We start from the raw sequence: 17,564 nt of genomic DNA, 5'->3' as shown, positions 1-17,564 counted from the left end.
AAGCCTAATTTTACATAAATGATCATAAATTTTCCATAGCAATATAAGAAATTTTAGAAATCTTGTTTATAACTATTTGTGCTTTAATCATCTCTTTCAAATAAGAAACATGAGAAATTATACCAATTTGTCGTCCAGTCATCATTTGAAACTTAGAAAGCTTAGGCATAACTTGAGCCAAAGTATCTTCGTCAAGATTACCAAACCCTTCATCTAAAAAAAAAGCTTCGATTTTCAACTCACTATCCCTTATTTTATCAGATAAAGCTAAGGACAAAGCTAAAGATACAAGAAATTTCTCACCCCCAGACAAAGTTTTTACCGTTCTTATTTTATTAACATCTTTTTTGTCTTCAATTAAAAAATCAAACTCTTTGCTCTCTTTATTAGTTTTAAGCTCAAAATCAGGAAAAATCCATCTTAAATACTTTTCATTTGCCAGCCTTAAAATATCATTAATTAAAAAAGTTTGAACATAATATTTCAATCCAGAAGACCTAATAACCACCTTCCTTAAAACATCTAGCTTATCTTTCCTTTCTTTGGCAAGATTTAATTCCCCTCTAAGCGCGTCTAAATTAATTCTTTGTTGATTAATCTTTTTTTGAAGAGCTTGAAAATTTAAAAGCTTGATTTTATACTTTTCGATATCTCTGGATAAAAATTCAAGCTTAGAACTAATTGATAAGCTAAATTTTTGCAAGAAATGCAAACTATTCTTATTAATTTGTTCTAAAGCAGTTTCTGATTCAAAAGAAAATGAACTAAAAAAAACACTTTTTAAATTTGAAATTATATTAATAAAACTATTTTGCTCTTCATTTAATCTCGCTTTTAAAGTCAATATAGATTCCTTTATAAATTTAATTTGGGTTTCGGTTTTAATTTTCAAATCTTCTAAATTTTTAAGATTCAAAACAAGAATATTCCATTCATTTTCTACAATTTTCTGCTTAACCAAAACAACATTAAATTCTCTTTCCAAAGAAGAATAATCGTTAAAACTTAAATTTAAATTAAGCTTTAATAATAAACTCTTAATCTTTAAAAGATTTTGATCAAAATTTTTATTTTTTAAAGAAATCTCAATTTTTAAATCTTTTTTCCTAACCTTAAATTGTTCAAGCTTTTCCAACTTGTTTTCAAATGCTAAAATTTTTTCTCTGTCAAAATAATTTATGTATTTATCAAATAAATTTTTTCCAATCAATCTTAAAATCTCATCATTATTCTTTTTAAACTCCAAAGCATTAACCTCTTGTTTAGAGATTTCTTCTTGTCTGCAAGATAGCTGATATTTAAGCTCATCAATTTGATTTTGTATCAAATGAAGTTTTGAATTTAAAGCGTAAAGCTCTTTCAAACTACAAACCGATAATTTATCTTTATGCTGATAATTTTTATATTCAGACTCAATATATTTTAGCTTCTCTTTATCGCTCTCAATAAAAAAATTTTTATCATCAAGATATTTTAACAACTCTTTATACAAGTCAATTTTAATAATATTTTTTTCCTTATTTTTATTAAAATCTTCTTTGTCAATGGATTTTAATAAAAACTCTAACTTATCTCTATATTTTGAAATCAACTCATCATTAAAAGTTTGAAATAATTTCAATGCTTCATAGTAAACATATTTGTCAAAATCAAAATTAGATTTCTCAGAAGAAATGTTTTTAATCTCATCATTTTTCTTACTATGAGACTTTAATAATTCTTTTTTTTCATCCTCAAGGCTATTCTTTCTTAAAAGTAAGCTTTGATAATCATTCTCAACAAGTCTTAAGTTAAAAAGATTGCAATTTCTATTATAAAGTTCCTTAACATAATTAAAATTAAAATTATTACTATCCAAATCTTTGATTTCTTTTAAATTACTCATAACTTTTGAAAACTCTAAATCAAGTAATCCAATATCATTAAATAATTCGCCTTGCATAGCAACAAGATTTTTCAAATTCCAAAAATCTGAACATAAATAAATTTTTCGATCCAAATCTAAATTTTCTTTTATTTTTTTCTGAAGGAAGTAGTCCTTCTCTAAAGAATTTTGGTATTCAATCTGATAAGATAATTGATCCTTTAAAGAAGACATTTCAATTTCCAATTCCAAATATCTCTCATTAGACGCTATTGCCTGATTACACAAAGAAATAGTTCTTCTAATATTTTCAAGATCAATTTCTAATCGATCAATATCAACTAAATCCAAATAATCCTTAAGGGATTTATACTCCCTCTCATCATAATCAAGAATTGATTTTTCATAAGATTCAGAATTTAACAATTTATCTATATTAAATTTTGTGCGCTCAAAGTCGCTTTTTAAATAAAATTCCAAATTATCATATTTTTCCAAATTAAAAATATTATCAATTATTGCAGCTTTCTCTTTAGGAGTTGATGTTAAAAATTCTTGAAAATTGCCTTGTGGCAAAATTACAGTTTGACAAAATTGGTTAAAGTCTAATCGACAAAGACTTTTAATATACTCTAAAACATCAGTTCGACCCTCAATAATCCTACCATCAAAAAAACAACTAAGCAGCATACTCTTGGGGGTCTCTATATTTTTCACATTAAGCTCAACAAAAGATTCATAAATCTTTCCAGAAATAGTAAATGTTAATTTAACATAAGCGCTAGTCTCGCCTTTTGATATAATATCTACAATTTTTTTTCCAAGTCTGTAAACACGAGCATATAGCGCCAAAGTTATGCAATCTAAAATAGTACTTTTGCCTGATCCAGTATTGCCAGAAATTAAAAAAATGCCTGATTGCCTTAAAAGAAGCGTATCGAAATTTAACTCATGCTCACCTTTATAAGAAGCAATATTTTTAAATATGAGCTTATTTATCCTCATATTCACCCAAATATCCGTTAGTTAAAACCTCGTTAAAAAGAGAAATAAGCTCTTCTTCCTTAAATTTGATATCCCTAATAACACCGTTCTCAAAATCTCGTCTTAACTTTTTCTCAAAAAAATATTTTTCATCCATTTCAAGCACCTCAAGTTCTCCAATAAAGTTGGAATCGTCTTGCAAATCCTGACTTGAGGGTAAGGAATAGGAAATAGAAACTAAATTCATAAAATTAAGCCTTATTAAATCATAAATAGTCTCCTCAGCACTAGTATCAACTGCCTCATTAAGTTCAATTTTCAAATAAATGGTAAAAGACTCTTCTTTTTTAACATTAGCCAAAAAGTCAAGAACTTCATTCAAAGAACCTTTAACAAAGATTAATTTATTAAAAACCGGCACTGGAAATGCTTCTTGCAAGATTAATTTATTGTCATTAAAATGTAAAACATTTATATATTTATCGCAGGTCTCATTAAATGAATATTGCATAGGAGATCCTGAATAGACAATATTATCTCTTAGTTTCATGAATTTATGAATATGCCCAAGAGCAACATAAGAAAAACTATTTCCAAAAACATTAAAAGGAATAATATAACTGCCTCCCAGGGTATCAATCTTTTTACTGCTACCAAAAAAAGAATGAGCCATTAATATTTTAGGAATTCCTTTATACTTGTTTTCTAAAAAATTAGATAAATTTGATATTCTTTCTCTGTAAGCATTTTCTAAATTTTCAAGAAATAGCTTACTGGAAGACTGATCTTCTAATCCAAAAATATTGTCAAAATTTTGCCCTAAAATAAGCCTTTCATTTATATGTGGAAGACAAACAACAATAAACTTAATATTTCCATTATCTTTTAATAAAACTATTTGCTCATCAGAATCATATTCTGTTATTAAAAAAAAATTAAACCGTGAGAGAAGTTTTTTATTTATACTCAAATAATCCTTTTTATCATGATTTCCAGAAATAATCACACACCATTTACAAGAAGTAAAAGAAAGTTCATAAAAAAAATTATTTACCAACTTTTGCTCTTCAAACCCAGGTCTTTTGGAATCATAAACATCCCCGGCAACAAGTAAAAGATCTATCTTTTCTTTTTTAAGAAATTCTAAAAGAAAAGATAAAAAATTTTTCTGCTCCTTAAGTATTGAAAAATTTTCAATCTTTTTTCCAATATGCCAATCTGAAGTATGAAGAATTTTATAATTGCTCACAAAATACTCTCACTTTTTTTAATTCTTAAATTATATTTATATATTATAATACAATATATAAATATAAGGAATTTATGCAAAATAAAAAATTGATAATAGTTGAATCGCCAACAAAAGCCAAAACAATAAAAAAGTTTCTCGATGAATCATTCTTAGTAGAAGCATGCATTGGGCACATAGTAGATCTACCAAACAATGCAAAAGAAATCCCCAAAGAATATAAAAAATATGAATGGGCAAATATTTCTATAGATTATAACAATGGATTTAATCCAATTTATATTATTCCTAACAATAAAAAACCAATTATATCAAAACTAAAAAAATTAGTAAAAACAATAAATGAAATATATCTTGCAACCGACCAAGACAGAGAAGGAGAAACTATAGCATTTCACTTAAAAGAAGTATTAAGAATCACAAATTACAAACGGATGATATTTCATGAAATCACAGAAACTGCAATAACTGAATCACTAAAAAATACTAGAAATATAGATATGAACCTTGTTAATGCTGGGGAAGCTAGAAGAATATTAGACCGATTATACGGATATACCATCTCTCCCCTACTTTGGAAAAAAGTAGCTTATGGACTTTCTGCTGGACGAGTACAATCTGTTGGATTAAAATTATTAATAGAAAAAGAAAAAACTAGAATAAATTTTAAAAAGGCTAATTATTATTCAATTTTACTTCAATGTAAACACGATAAAAAAGACTTGCTGCTTGAAACAAAATTAGAAGAAATTGACGGCAAAAATGTAGCGGAAGGTAAAGATTTTGAAAATGAAACTGGAAAACTTAAAAATATCGCCCAAACAACAATAATAACCCAAGATTTAATGATCGAGCTTGAAAAAGAATTAAAAAATGGTCAAAAAATTGAATTAATTTCAATAGAAACTAAAAAAATAAAAATATCCCCTCCAAAACCATTTACCACATCTACACTTCAACAAGAAATAAATAAGCGCCTTAAAATTGGAACAAAGCAAATCATGCAACATGCTCAAAAACTTTACGAACACGGATACATTACCTACATGAGAACAGACTCTCATAATATTGCTAAAATTGCAAAAGACAAAATAACAAAAATAATAAAAAATAAATATGGAAAAGACTATATAGAGGAAAAAGATAGAATTTATGAAAAAGAAAAAATGGCTCAAAATGCACATGAAGCAATAAGGCCTTCTGAAATGTTTATTCCAAATGAAAAAATAGAAATAGAAAGCAAAACCGCTAAAGAAATTTACAAAATAATATGGGATAGAACCATTATTTCTGGAATGAAAGATGCAATAAAAGAATATATAAAATTGACTTTTAGATATAAAAACTTAATTTTCAAATCAAGTTTTACAAAAATAATTTTTGATGGATTTCTTAAACATACTAAAGAAAAAGATGAATATCTTAACATAAATTTCGACTTAATAAAAAAGGGAGATATATTTTCTATAGTTAAAATGAAAACAAGCGAACACGAAACAAAGGCTCCATTTAGATACACAGAAGCTTCTCTTGTACAAAAAATGGAAAAAGAAGGAATAGGTCGCCCTTCAACTTATTCTACAATTATATCAACGCTTTTAGAAAGAGAATATGCATTCAAACTTAACAACACATTAATACCAACTATAAAAGGAGCTGCTGTAATAAATCTTCTTGAGAAATATTTTCCAGTACTAATTGAACTAAATTTCACCTCTAATATGGAAGAAAAATTAGATAAAATAGCAATAGGAAAGCTAGACAAAATAAAATATTTAAGTAAATTTTATAATGGCAAAAAAGGCCTAAAAGACACAGTAATACAGCTAGAGCCTAAAATTGATTCCTCTGAATTTAGAACTGTTATTGAAAGTCAAGACATAGAAAATAATAATAGCATTAATTACACAATAAACATTGGCAAATATGGGCCTTATTTAATATTTAAAGGGCATAATTACTCAATTAATACAAAAACTCCATTAGAAAATTTGTACAAAAAAGATGAAATAGAAAAAATAATAAATGAAAAAGAGCTAAAACCAAATATACTTGGGATTGATCCTTTAACAGGACTTAATGTAATCTTTAAAAATACAATTTATGGAAACATTGTACAGCTTGGAGAAGACACTCATGCTCCTCAAGAATACACAAAAAAGGGAAAACCTAAAAAATTAAAAATAATAAAAGCAAAAAAAACATCAACTAAAAAAATTGACCCTGAAAATATAACATTAGAACTTGCTTTAAAATTACTCTCACTGCCAAAATCAATCGGCAAACATCCCCAAACCAATGAACAAATCATTGCTGCAACTGGTGTTTTTGGAGACTATATTAAAACTGAAAGCGGAAGTATTGCTTGCTCGCTAAAAAAAGATTTAAAAGCATATGACATAACACTAGACAAGGCCATAAGCCTACTCAACGAAAGAGCCAATAAAGTGGGCATAATCGTTAAAATAATCACATTTTCTAAAAACAAAATCGGCAACAAAATATATATTTACAAAAAAAACGAAAAATTTTATGCTAAAATTAAAAGAAAAAAGATTGATTTACCTGATAACATTAATCTTGACGAAATAAATGAGAAATATGTATTTAGCTTGTTATAAATAATATGAATGATTTCAAACTCCCAATTTATAAATACAAAGATGAATTAATTAAAGTACTAAAAAAGCATAATGTTTTAATTGTTGAAAGTCCAACAGGTAGTGGAAAAACCACCCAACTGCCAAGAATAATATATGAAGCGGGTTTTGCAAAATTAGGAAAAATTGGAGTAACTCAACCAAGAAGAATAGCTACAATATCAATAGCTGAATATATTGCCAAGCATATTGGCGTAAATGTTGGAGAAGAAGTTGGCTACAAAATAAGATTTGAAGAAATTACAAGTCCAAAAACCAAAATCAAACTAATGACTGATGGAGTGCTTCTGCAAGAGCTAAAAAAAGATACACTACTTTATGAATATGATGTAATAATAATAGACGAAGCACACGAACGAAGTTTAAATATAGATTTTATATTAGGTCTCATTAAAGACATTTCAAGAAAAAGGGATGATTTTAAAATCATAATTTCATCTGCTACGATAAACACAAAAATATTTTCAAAATATTTCAACAATGCGCCGGTTGTTAGTATTGAAACTATCACTTACCCAGTACAAATAATATACAATCCCCCTCTTTTAAACACATCAAAAGGGATGATATTAAAAATAAAAGAAATTGTCTCAAACGTAATAAAAGAAAAAAAAGCAGGAGATATTCTTATATTTTTATCTGGAGAGAAAGAAATAAAAGAAACTATAAAAGAATTACAAGAATTAAACTCAAAAAAAAACTTAATAATATTTCCTTTATACGGCAGAATGCCAAAAGAAGCTCAAGAGCAAATATTTATGACTACTCCTAAAAATAAAAGAAAAATAATAGTGTCAACAAACATCGCAGAAACTTCAATCACAATTGAAAATATTAAAATAGTAATAGATAGCGGAAAAGTTAAAACAAACAAATTCCAAACAAAAACTCATACCTATTCGCTCCAAGAAGTTCCAATTTCAAAATCATCAGCAACCCAAAGAGCTGGTCGAGCAGGAAGACTTTCAAAAGGAACTTGTTACAGACTTTATAAAAGAGAAGATTATCAATTAAGAGAAGATTATCAAAAAGAAGAAATATATAGAACAGACCTATCTGAAGTAATACTGAGAATGGCAGATATTGGAATTAGAGATTTTACCCACTTTGACTTTATCTCAAAACCATCAATACATTCGATTCAAACTGCAAGCAAAATATTAAAATCTCTAGATGCTATAAACAATAAAAACGAACTTACAGAAATTGGAAAATATATGATACTATTCCCATTAATACCAGCACATTCAAGAGCATTAGTCGAGGCAATGATAAATTATCCACAAGCAATCTATCAAACCACAATAGGTCTATCATTTTTATCCACAAGTGGAATTTTCCTACTACCTCAAAATGAAGAGATGGAAGCCAGACAAGCTCACTTAAAATATAAAAATCCAATAGGAGATTTAATTGGGTTTGTCAATATCTTTGAAGATTTTAAAAAAGCTGCAAATAAAGAAGCTTTCACAAAGGAAAATTATTTAGATCTACAAGGACTTGAAGAGATAGTAAATGTGCAAATGCAGCTTGAAAACATTGTTAGCAAATTAAATATACCAATAATACAAAAAGGTGTTTTTGATAACGAAGGATATTTAAAATCAATAATGAGAGGAATGAGGGATTATATTTGTTTTAAAACTTCAAAAAATAAATATAAAACCATCAAAGCTCAAAACGTAATAATTCATCCCGGATCACTTATTAGTACCAATTCTGTGAAATATTTCGTTGCAGGGGAAATTATAGAAACTACAAAAATGTATGCAAGATCTATTGGTGTCTTAAAAAAAGAATGGATTGATGATATCATTCTTAATGAAGAGTTTAAACATAAAGATATATCTAGCAAAGATAAACAAATAACAAATGCCAAACAGACAAAAATTATCAATGAAATCAAAATAGGAAAAAAAATTTTCAAAGCGGAATACAAAAATAACATTTATGTAATAAAAATTAACCTAGAAGCGATAAAAGAAATGATTCTTAAAAGCGAACTAAACAATCAAAATAATGAAAATTTGAAAAAAATTAAAATACAATTGATGCATAAAAATATAACAGTTTTTAACAATAAAAAATTTTTAGAAACTATAGAAATAGTCAAAAACATGGGAAAAGATTGGCATTGTATAAAAAAATATGAAACAAACAATGTAAACATTGACGAACCTGAAAAAATGAAAAATATTTTAGAGTGTACAATGCAATTTATAAGCTCTCCCCCTAAAAAAAATGCTCTTTTTTTATCATTGGAAACAGATTATTCTGGAAATTTTAGACTAAAACCTAAGCAAAATTTCATAATGGCAATAGAAGAATCTATGGAAAGCATAAAAAGCCTTATAGAAAACAAAGAATACATACAAAAGCTACATTTTATAAAAAAATTAATAAATAAAGTTTACAAAAAATTAAATTACTTTTTTTAAAAACTAAACTTTGAAAGCCTTATTATAATAGAAAAGATAATAATCAAATATTATTCAAAGTTAACAGCAATGCTAATAATAATTTTAAATTATTTTCATTATTCTCAAAACAAAGTTTATAATAAATTATGGACTGGCTATCCTTTTTTCATGTTTTATTATTTTTAGTAATTTTTCCTTTTGAATTACAAAGTAATGATAAGAAAAATGCAGAAAATTTAATAAAACTATACATGCTTTATGATTTAACTAATAACTTGCCAAAAGAATTAGAAACAATAAATAAAATTAAAAATTTTGACTTAGAACAATATTATCTGCTAATTACAAAATACTATCTAAAAATAAAAAAATATAAAGAAGCTAATAATTTTTTAAACAAAATAAACCAAAAAAGGATTAAAAATAAAAAAATAAAAAACGAAATCATTTCGCTAAAATTAAGAATAAATGAAGATAATATTAATGAAGAAGAAATTAAAAAAATTTTAAATAATGAAAAAAATATAGATGTTAAAATAATTTATCAAATATTTAGTCTTATGAAATTTAAAAATGAAAAATTAGCAAAACAAATAAAAAACCTCATACTAACAAACTATCCCAAAAGCATTTATTCTTATAAAATAAAAAGAAATGAATAAAAAAATATTAACACTGCTAATATTGGTTTTAAGTATTTCATCAGGACTAATGTTGTCCAAATCAATCGCCAAAAAACCTAAATACAAAGTTGTTAGAGGTTATTTCATAAACAGCAATTATGTTTTAGTGAAAATTGAAAATAAAGATCTAAAATTCACCATATCAAAACCTATTTGCGACAAAAAGCTAAACAATTACTACTTTAAAGGCCAAACAACAAGCCATTTCTTAATTTCCAACAACGTTGACATTGCAATCAACACAAGTCCATACGAAGTTAAACAAAACATGTTTTTTCCAAAAGGACTATACATATATAATAAAAAAATGATTTCAAAACAAATAAATAACTACGGAGAGATTGTAATAAAACACAATAAAATTATATTAAATCCCAAAGAAGATGAAATAAAAAACTCCGATTATGGATTTAGCGGATTTTTTGTTTTAATCAAAAACGGAAAGTATAAAAAAAATTTCAAAGAAACAAAGCATCCAAGAACAATCATAGGAACTGACAAAAATAATAAGTATTTATTTCTTGCTACAATAGAAGGAAGGGGTGTCAATAATAGTAAAGGAGCTTCTCTAAATGAAGCTATTGATTTTGCATTAAGCTATGGCATGACTAACGCCATTAATCTAGATGGAGGGGGATCAAGCACTCTTGTTGTCAAATCAAATAATGCTCCTTACAAATTAAACTTCACTGCAAACATCTTTGGACAAGAAAGATCTGTTCCATTTCATTTAGGAATAAAACTTCCTAATTGAAAAATCTCCAACCAATATTAAATCCAAGCATAATCTCAGTCGTTAACCCAGAAAAATTCTTATAATTAGAAAATGGGGAGATGGAAAGCATAAACAAAGGCCTAATGTATAAACCCTCAAGATCGGGAATAAAAAGATCAGCAGCAAGCCCCATGCTAAAAAAAAATAGATTGAAGTTATTAGAACTCAAATCGAATGCATATTTAAACCCAATCAATGGAAAAAGCATTCTAACCTGCTCTTTGAAAACCATTGGATATGTTCCATAAAGTCCAAGCGAGAAATATCTCCCATTGTGAGTAGCAACAAAAGCCTCTTTGTAAGACATTTCAAAAAGTGCATAATTTGCATCAAAAAATAAATTCAAATTAATCCCATGATCTGCTCTAGTAAAATTTGGAGCAAATTTAGTGGCGCCTGTTTTATCAGTATAATTAGTAAATTGATAAGAAAAACCTCCGCCAAAAGAAAGTGGATAAGAAAAAATTAAATTATTAGAAGAGATGAGAAATAAAATAAAAAAAAGATATTTCTTCATTAACAATCCTTAAAAATTCTAAAAAATACTATATTATTATAGTAACATACTAAAATAGTATATAAAAAATCAAGGAAATTATGAATACAAAAACATTATATTTAATATCCTTAATTCTTTTAGCTTGTAATAAAAACAACAAAATTCCTCTTATTCAAAAATTAAATTTGCCCAAAAGTAGCATCCTTGGTTTTAGTAATAAAATGGGCATAATAATAAAAGATTATGCTTTTCTTAGCAAAAGCACTAAGAAAAATAGCGAATTGGATTATGATTATGCAACTCTACTTAGAAAAGATGAAGTCGTAAAAATTGAAAAAACACTAGAAAAAACAGAACGCTATGGAATTGAAGGAAATTGGATCCTAGTCAATTACAAAGGGACTAAAAGATACATCTTTAGCAAAGACATAAATATAGTCAACAATCTAATAATTGAACATTCCAAATAGCCTCACTACATAACCGAACAAAAGTCCGGTCAATGTAAATTACTTATTTTTTTTCTTATGTCTATTTTTTCTTCTTTTTTTCTTCCTTTTATGAGTAGAAATTTTTTTTAATTTTCTTTTTCTTCCGCAAGGCACTCCCTAAATCTCCTTATTAACCTTAAAAATTAAATTCAAAATGTCATCTAAATCATCCTCTGGATGAAGCCATAAAACATCAGAAATTTTGGCAAAAAAGGTCATTTGCCTTTTTGCATATAAAAACGAATTTTTGTTTATTAAACTTATTATATCATTTAAACCATAACAAGGTCTACTTTTCCATAACAAAAACTCATTATAGCCTATCCCTTTAAAAGCCGGAGTATTTTCATTGTAGCCCTTGCTAAACAAACCTTTAATCTCAGAAAGTAATCCACTATTAAGCATTTCATTAATTCTTATCGATATTCTAGTTTTCAAATCTTCAAAAGATCTTTTAAGACCTATAATCACAATATTTTCAAATTCGTTATTTTGTTTTTTTTGAAATTGACTAATAGGAATTCCTGTTTGATAGTAAACCTCAAGAGATCTTTTAATGCGATAAATATCATTCTTATTTAACATATTAAATCTGATAGGATCTACATTTTTCAATTCTTTTAAAAGATAAGATTTACCCTTAAGATCTAAAAGATTGTTTACATAAATTCTTATTTTAGAAGCAACCAAAGGTGTTGAGGGAAATCCATCCTTTAAATGCTTAAAATAAAACGCGGTACCTCCTACAAATATAGGAATTTTTTTTTTCTGTCTTATTTCTTTTACTATTTTTAAAGCTTGTTCGTAAAAAATTCCAAGAGTATACTCCTTTTCGGGATCTAAAAAATCTACTAAATGATGCTTTATATGTTTCATTAAATTTTTACTTGGCTTTGAAGAAGCTATATTAAACTCTTTATATACTTGAATAGAGTCAACATTAATAATTTCCGCTTTATTTCTTGGAAAATTAAACAAAATATTGCTTTTGCCCACAGCTGTAGGGCCAAAAATAAAAACTATTCTATCTTCCTTCAATTGAATAGCTAAATTTACCAGTCAAAATATCATTAAAAGCTTGTCCTAATATTTTATCATCAAAAAGAGCATGTTCTGCTAAAGAAATATTGTCTATGATTTGCTCTGTGCGCATTATAGTAGCAACAACAAGTTCATAAAAATTTCCATCAAAATCTTGTATTTTTTTTAAAGGCACTTTAGTCATTTAATCTCCTTACAAGCTAAACATATTAAATAAGTTTAGCTAATTTTTTTTAAGTTTCTTTTATCAATTTCATCTCTAATTAATTCAAAAACTTCATTTGAATTAATATTTGTAGCATCAATCACTAAATCGGTCTCCGAATAATAATCATCAATGTCTATATTGTAAATAGCTAAATATCTTTTTTTATCATTTTCATCTCTACTAAAAGTACTACTTAAAACATCAGAATACATGCCCCCCTCTCTAGTCATTATTCTCTCGGCTCTAACTTCCATTTTAGCATAAAGATATATTTTTAAATCAGCACTCTTAGAAATCCAAATAGCAAGACGAGAAGCAAGCACTGTATTATTTTTTTTAGAAAGCACAGACAATCTATTGTCAAGATATCTATCCCAATAATAATCATCTCTTCCTATTATCTCTTTCTCATAAAACTCTGAAAAAGGAATATTATGCTCTCTTGCAATATCATGAAAAGTATAATTAATAAACTCAAGACCATAATGTTTAGCAATCATACCGCTTACAGTAGTATTGCCACAACCACTCTTACCAGAAAGTGCTATTTTCATTCAACATTCCTTATTTGCTCTTTTATTTTTTCTAAATTTAATTTCATATTTAAAATCAAATTCTTAATATCAAGATCAACCGCCTTATTACTCATAGTTGTTATTTCCCTGTGCATTTCTTGAGAAATAAATTCAAGAACTTTACCACATATCTCATATTCAAGATTTTTATAAAAAGTCTCTATATGAGAATCTAAACGCATGATCTCTTCATTGATGTCTAGACGAATTGCCATTTTAGCTGCCTCTTCTGCAATACTTAAATCTCTAAAGTCATCCATTAATTTAGAGATATTTTCTTTAATGCTTGCAAATAATCTGACATTTATATCATTACAAGCATCTTTAACAATTTTAAGGTCTCGCTCTATTAGCACAAGAGTTGATACTATATCCGACTTAGTATTTTCTCCTTCAAAACTTCTCCCATTATTGTAATGAAATAAGGTTTCCTCTAAAACACCCTTAAACAAACCATAAATCTCTTCTTGATGCTCACTATCCTCATCAATTATCAAAGCTCCCTTTAATGATAAAAAATCGCCTAAACTTAGTTCGTTTTTAATATTAAGATTAGTATGTGCCAAAGAATCTCTAAGTCTAGAAATAGCCTCAATATAATTGGGATTAACTGTAAAATTCATACGAGGAACCAATTCTTTATATCCTACATTTAAAAAGACATTGCCTCTGCTAATATATTTTGAAATCAAATTTCTTATATCAAGATCATAGCCGGAAAAAATTTCTGGTAACCTAAATTTAAATTCTAAAAACTTTCCATTATAAGATTTCAAATTAACACTAAACATATAATTACCAATTATCTTTTCCAAATAAAAAAATCCCGTCATACTTTTCACTATAACACCCTTACAGAAAATTATGTAAAATAAAATTATTTCCAGCACCCATTGTAATAAACAAATCTCCGGATATTAATAAACTTTTTATAAATTTAATAGAGCCTTTAATATCTTTAAAAAAATAAGTGTTTTTATTTATTTTTTTAATATTTAAAAACAATTTAGCGGAAAGATCGTCTGGATTAAAAGATTCCCTATTTGAAAGATATATATTGTGCAAAATTAATATATCAGCAGTACTTAGAACCTCGACAAAATCATTAAAAAATTCTTTTGTTCTTGTAAAGGTATGGGGCATAAAATCCAAAATTATACGTTTGTTCTTATAAAAATTTTTAATACCCAAAAGCGTATTTTTAATTTCCTTAGGATGGTGAGCATAATCGTCCATGTAAATCACTCCATTTTCCTCTTTAACAACTTCAACCCTTCTTTTTATACCACTATAATTTCTTGCAATTCTCTTTACTGCTTCTTCAAAATCAAAAATTGATTTTCCATTACTTTCTAAAAAAAGATTTAAAGCCAAAAGAGCTGCTGAAAAATTTAATACATTATGAAATAAAACAGTCTTAAGCTCAACATTAAACAAGCCTAAAAAAGAAAAACTTAAATATTCACTCTTAACTGCAATATTACTTATTTGAAAATCAGACAAATCTCTAGTTCCATAGCTGAAAATATTGATATCTTTTCTATTGATTTGCCTTTTAATTTTAAGCAAATTATTATCATCAGAATTAATTATTAATATTCCATTTTTCTTCAAATTATTAATATACTGTAAAAAAGCGTCTTCAATAGCTTCATAATTTTTAAAAAAATCAACATGCTCGTAGTCAATATTGGTTAAAATGAGAATATTAGGGCTAAAATTCAAAAAATGTTTTTTATACTCACAAGTCTCAGCAATAAAAATATTACTAATACCTGCTATTGCAGAATTATCTTTAAAATCTTTAACACTTGATCCCACAATAACATTGGGATTCAATCCTAATTTGTTAAAAAGAACACCTAAAAACGCCGTAGTGGTAGTTTTTCCATGAGAACCTGCAATTCCAATGCTATAGTACTTTCTAGAAAGCTCACCCAGAACCTCAGGATAAGACAAAATAGGTATATTTAATTCTTTTGCATCAAGTAAAACTTGCAAACCATCCTTATCGTAAGCTGAAGAATATATTACTAAATCAAAAGACCTATCGAGCCCTTTTAATGAAAACTCATAAATATTCTCATAATAAGATATTTTATTATTACTTAAAATTTCATCAGTATAAAATTTATCAGAAACATCTACCCCTTCTACACAATATCCTTTTGAATTTAAAAAACAAGCCAGAGAACAAACTCCACTTCCCTTTATTCCTACAAAAAAAATATTATTCAAACTGCCAAAATCAACCTTCATAGCTCTCTTCTAAATAATCTTTTTTGTCATAAAATTTATGTATAACTATATCAATAGATAATATATTAATTATTGTATACTTAAGTACGTTTGTAATAATATAGGTTCTAAGCATTTCTGTATTATTAAGCAAGTTATTTCCAAGGGGAATATTTAAAAAAAGCTTAAAAAGATAATTGTTTCCATCTTTTTTTATTTTAAGATCATAAACAATATAATTTCTATCATACTCAGAAACACAATGTTCAATAATTTGCCTTACAGCTCTCTTAGAAATAGACAAAGCCCCTTCTTCATAAAAATGGGGTCTTACAACAGATCGAATATAATTTTTCTTCCTAGCAAAAAACCATCCGCTTTTAAAAAAAACTTTAATTGAGTTTAATAGCAAATTGGGTCTAACAGACGTTATTTCAAAAGCAGCTGCTGGTACAACATGCTCACCCATTTGCCTTGAAATCCTTGCTTTTTCTATTTCCTGTCTGGTTGAAACATCTGTTATATAAATAATCTTAAAAACATTTGGCAACAAAAGCTTTGAAATTATTTTATCTATCATTTTAAGACTTGTTCCTAATATTAATATTTTATTAAATTCTTCTTTTGCAAGAACTTCAAGCATTTCACTGCAATGAGCATCATCTTCAAATACAGATCGCCTTACTGCTTTAAAAACATTATCTTCAAATTTAGCAGAACTCCCAGCAATAATTTTCATGTCTTTAATTAAAACGCCATCATCAATGATTAAAGGTATTGAATATTTATCTGCTACCAAATGAGATCTAAAGCTCTTACCAGTTCCAGCAGATCCTACCAATGCATACACCTTCACCTTAATAAATTTATGCTTAATGCTAGTTGCAAAGTTTTTAACCTTGCTTAATATTTTTTTTAAAAAAAAATCACTTGAAAAATTCTGAAAATTCATAGACATCAAAAATATCTTTTACTTGTTTTAAAAATTCTAAACTAGGCTTAGAGTAAAATTCATTCTTTTTAAAGAATGCTCCATTAAATTTTATCAAAAAAGCATGTAAAAAGTAATCGCTTTTTTTGAATTTATCACAGTATTTCTTGTCATTAATTAAAGGATGATTATTAAAAGAACACTGAGACCTTATTTGATGAGTAAAGCCCGTTTCAATAACAATCTCAGCAAGAGTAGCTCTTTTAGAAGATAATATTGGATTAACCTTTGTAATTGCATTAATAACCCCTTTATCCTCTAAAACAAAAGTTTTTCTAAGCCTTTTATTTCTAAATAAATGATTTTTATAAACAACAGTCGACTTAACCTCGCCTAAAAGTATTCCAAAATATTTTTTAATTATAGATCCACTACTAAATGCCGCACTTAGCTTTCTTGCAGTATTTATATTTTTTGCAAAAACAATAATACCAGAAGTATTCCTATCGAGTCTATGAACTGCCGAAGGCTTAAAGCTTAGAGATCTTAAATTTTGACTTAAAAGATAAGCATTTACCAAAAAATCAAGAGAATTTCTACCTCCATGAACTAAAATCCCTCTTTGCTTATCCAAAACAAGCAAATCGCTATCCTCATAAATTATTCTTTTTCGAATACATTCAAAATCAATATTGCTTTTCAAAAATTCATCTGTGGTTAAGTTTAAGCTTTGAGCTAAAGATTTATATAAATAAATTTTATCACCCTTAAAAACTCTACATGAAAAATGTGATTTTAGGCCATTCAGCCTAATATCGCCTTTTCTAATATGTTTTATTATCCGAACTTTAGAAAAATTCAAAATTTTAATTAAAATTGAATCTAGTCGCTTGCCATTATCATTAGCAAGTACTTCTAAAAAAATATATTTATCCAAACGCAAAAA

Annotated in this window: 15 protein-coding genes; 5 read left to right on the top strand and 10 right to left on the bottom strand. The window is 26.8% G+C overall.

Going from position 1 to position 17,564, the window contains the following annotated elements; translation table 11 throughout:
- Positions 1–22: 22 nt before the first annotated feature.
- Both Bmayo_RS04200 and Bmayo_RS04195 read right to left on the bottom strand, forming a co-directional pair.
- Positions 23–2,869 carry an AAA family ATPase gene (locus Bmayo_RS04200; RefSeq protein ID WP_075552465.1) on the bottom strand — a complete coding sequence of 949 codons (2,847 nt, stop codon included), beginning with the start codon at positions 2,867–2,869 and terminating at the stop codon, positions 23–25.
- Positions 2,856–4,097 (bottom strand): exonuclease SbcCD subunit D, encoded by a 1,242-nt coding sequence (locus tag Bmayo_RS04195; RefSeq protein WP_075552464.1) that lies wholly within the window; start codon positions 4,095–4,097, stop codon positions 2,856–2,858. The genes Bmayo_RS04200 and Bmayo_RS04195 overlap by 14 nt, the downstream gene beginning before the upstream one ends.
- Before the next feature lie 74 nt (positions 4,098–4,171).
- Between Bmayo_RS04195 and topA the strand changes: the two genes are divergently transcribed.
- The 4 genes from topA to Bmayo_RS04175 all read left to right on the top strand — a co-directional run bounded on the left by topA (position 4,172) and on the right by Bmayo_RS04175 (position 10,614).
- Positions 4,172–6,718 carry a type I DNA topoisomerase gene (topA, locus tag Bmayo_RS04190; protein WP_075552463.1) on the top strand — a complete coding sequence of 849 codons (2,547 nt, stop codon included), beginning with the start codon at positions 4,172–4,174 and terminating at the stop codon, positions 6,716–6,718.
- Between the two features lie 5 nt (positions 6,719–6,723).
- Positions 6,724–9,195, top strand: coding sequence for an ATP-dependent RNA helicase (locus Bmayo_RS04185; protein ID WP_075552462.1), 2,472 nt, complete (start codon positions 6,724–6,726; stop codon positions 9,193–9,195).
- A gap of 128 nt (positions 9,196–9,323) precedes the next feature.
- Positions 9,324–9,839 (top strand): hypothetical protein, encoded by a 516-nt coding sequence (locus Bmayo_RS04180; RefSeq protein ID WP_075552461.1) that lies wholly within the window; start codon positions 9,324–9,326, stop codon positions 9,837–9,839.
- Between the two features lie 127 nt (positions 9,840–9,966).
- Entirely contained in the window at positions 9,967–10,614 is a 648-nt protein-coding gene (locus Bmayo_RS04175; protein WP_145924596.1) for a phosphodiester glycosidase family protein, read from the top strand.
- On the opposite strand, the gene Bmayo_RS04170 is transcribed toward Bmayo_RS04175, so the two are convergent.
- Positions 10,607–11,152 (bottom strand): hypothetical protein, encoded by a 546-nt coding sequence (locus tag Bmayo_RS04170; RefSeq protein ID WP_075552459.1) that lies wholly within the window; start codon positions 11,150–11,152, stop codon positions 10,607–10,609. The two genes, Bmayo_RS04175 and Bmayo_RS04170, sit on opposite strands and share 8 nt — an antisense overlap.
- Before the next feature lie 80 nt (positions 11,153–11,232).
- Here Bmayo_RS04170 and Bmayo_RS04165 point away from each other — a divergent pair, with 80 nt between their 5' ends.
- On the top strand, positions 11,233–11,604 hold the full coding sequence (locus Bmayo_RS04165) for a hypothetical protein (protein ID WP_075552458.1): 372 nt from the start codon (positions 11,233–11,235) through the stop codon (positions 11,602–11,604).
- Between the two features lie 138 nt (positions 11,605–11,742).
- Here Bmayo_RS04165 and miaA read toward each other — a convergent pair whose 3' ends face one another.
- From miaA to Bmayo_RS04130, 7 genes are read right to left on the bottom strand one after another with little or no spacing between them, the layout of a single operon-like run.
- Positions 11,743–12,663 carry a tRNA (adenosine(37)-N6)-dimethylallyltransferase MiaA gene (gene miaA / locus Bmayo_RS04160; RefSeq protein ID WP_075552457.1) on the bottom strand — a complete coding sequence of 307 codons (921 nt, stop codon included), beginning with the start codon at positions 12,661–12,663 and terminating at the stop codon, positions 11,743–11,745.
- On the bottom strand, positions 12,650–12,850 hold the full coding sequence (locus tag Bmayo_RS04155) for a DNA-directed RNA polymerase subunit omega (RefSeq protein ID WP_075552456.1): 201 nt from the start codon (positions 12,848–12,850) through the stop codon (positions 12,650–12,652). The genes miaA and Bmayo_RS04155 overlap by 14 nt, the downstream gene beginning before the upstream one ends.
- Before the next feature lie 35 nt (positions 12,851–12,885).
- Positions 12,886–13,428 carry a (d)CMP kinase gene (gene cmk, locus Bmayo_RS04150; RefSeq protein ID WP_075552455.1) on the bottom strand — a complete coding sequence of 181 codons (543 nt, stop codon included), beginning with the start codon at positions 13,426–13,428 and terminating at the stop codon, positions 12,886–12,888.
- Entirely contained in the window at positions 13,425–14,291 is an 867-nt protein-coding gene (locus tag Bmayo_RS04145) for a YicC/YloC family endoribonuclease (RefSeq protein WP_075552510.1), read from the bottom strand. The genes cmk and Bmayo_RS04145 overlap by 4 nt, the downstream gene beginning before the upstream one ends.
- Before the next feature lie 10 nt (positions 14,292–14,301).
- Positions 14,302–15,708 carry a UDP-N-acetylmuramate--L-alanine ligase gene (gene murC, locus Bmayo_RS04140; RefSeq protein ID WP_075552454.1) on the bottom strand — a complete coding sequence of 469 codons (1,407 nt, stop codon included), beginning with the start codon at positions 15,706–15,708 and terminating at the stop codon, positions 14,302–14,304.
- Entirely contained in the window at positions 15,698–16,645 is a 948-nt protein-coding gene (locus tag Bmayo_RS04135) for a hypothetical protein (RefSeq protein WP_075552453.1), read from the bottom strand. Before Bmayo_RS04135 ends, murC begins: the two co-directional genes overlap by 11 nt.
- Positions 16,614–17,561: a pseudouridine synthase family protein gene (locus Bmayo_RS04130; protein ID WP_075552452.1), complete on the bottom strand. Its 948-nt coding sequence runs from the start codon at positions 17,559–17,561 to the stop codon at positions 16,614–16,616. The genes Bmayo_RS04135 and Bmayo_RS04130 overlap by 32 nt, the downstream gene beginning before the upstream one ends.
- Positions 17,562–17,564 lie beyond the last annotated feature (3 nt).

This window comes from Borreliella mayonii (assembly GCF_001945665.1).
GTDB classification, from domain to species: domain Bacteria; phylum Spirochaetota; class Spirochaetia; order Borreliales; family Borreliaceae; genus Borreliella; species Borreliella mayonii.
This window is presented reverse-complemented; position numbering and strand designations above follow the sequence as displayed.

Coding starts and splice junctions, on each gene's coding strand:
- Bmayo_RS04180 (WP_075552461.1), top strand. CDS start 9,324: ATGGACTGGCTATCCTTTTTTCATGTTTTATTATTTTTAGTAATTTTT.
- murC (WP_075552454.1), bottom strand. CDS start 15,708: ATGAAGGTTGATTTTGGCAGTTTGAATAATATTTTTTTTGTAGGAATA.
- Bmayo_RS04200 (WP_075552465.1), bottom strand. CDS start 2,869: ATGAGGATAAATAAGCTCATATTTAAAAATATTGCTTCTTATAAAGGT.
- topA (WP_075552463.1), top strand. CDS start 4,172: ATGCAAAATAAAAAATTGATAATAGTTGAATCGCCAACAAAAGCCAAA.
- Bmayo_RS04170 (WP_075552459.1), bottom strand. CDS start 11,152: ATGAAGAAATATCTTTTTTTTATTTTATTTCTCATCTCTTCTAATAAT.
- Bmayo_RS04165 (WP_075552458.1), top strand. CDS start 11,233: ATGAATACAAAAACATTATATTTAATATCCTTAATTCTTTTAGCTTGT.
- Bmayo_RS04135 (WP_075552453.1), bottom strand. CDS start 16,645: ATGTCTATGAATTTTCAGAATTTTTCAAGTGATTTTTTTTTAAAAAAA.
- Bmayo_RS04185 (WP_075552462.1), top strand. CDS start 6,724: ATGAATGATTTCAAACTCCCAATTTATAAATACAAAGATGAATTAATT.
- cmk (WP_075552455.1), bottom strand. CDS start 13,428: ATGAAAATAGCACTTTCTGGTAAGAGTGGTTGTGGCAATACTACTGTA.
- Bmayo_RS04155 (WP_075552456.1), bottom strand. CDS start 12,850: ATGACTAAAGTGCCTTTAAAAAAAATACAAGATTTTGATGGAAATTTT.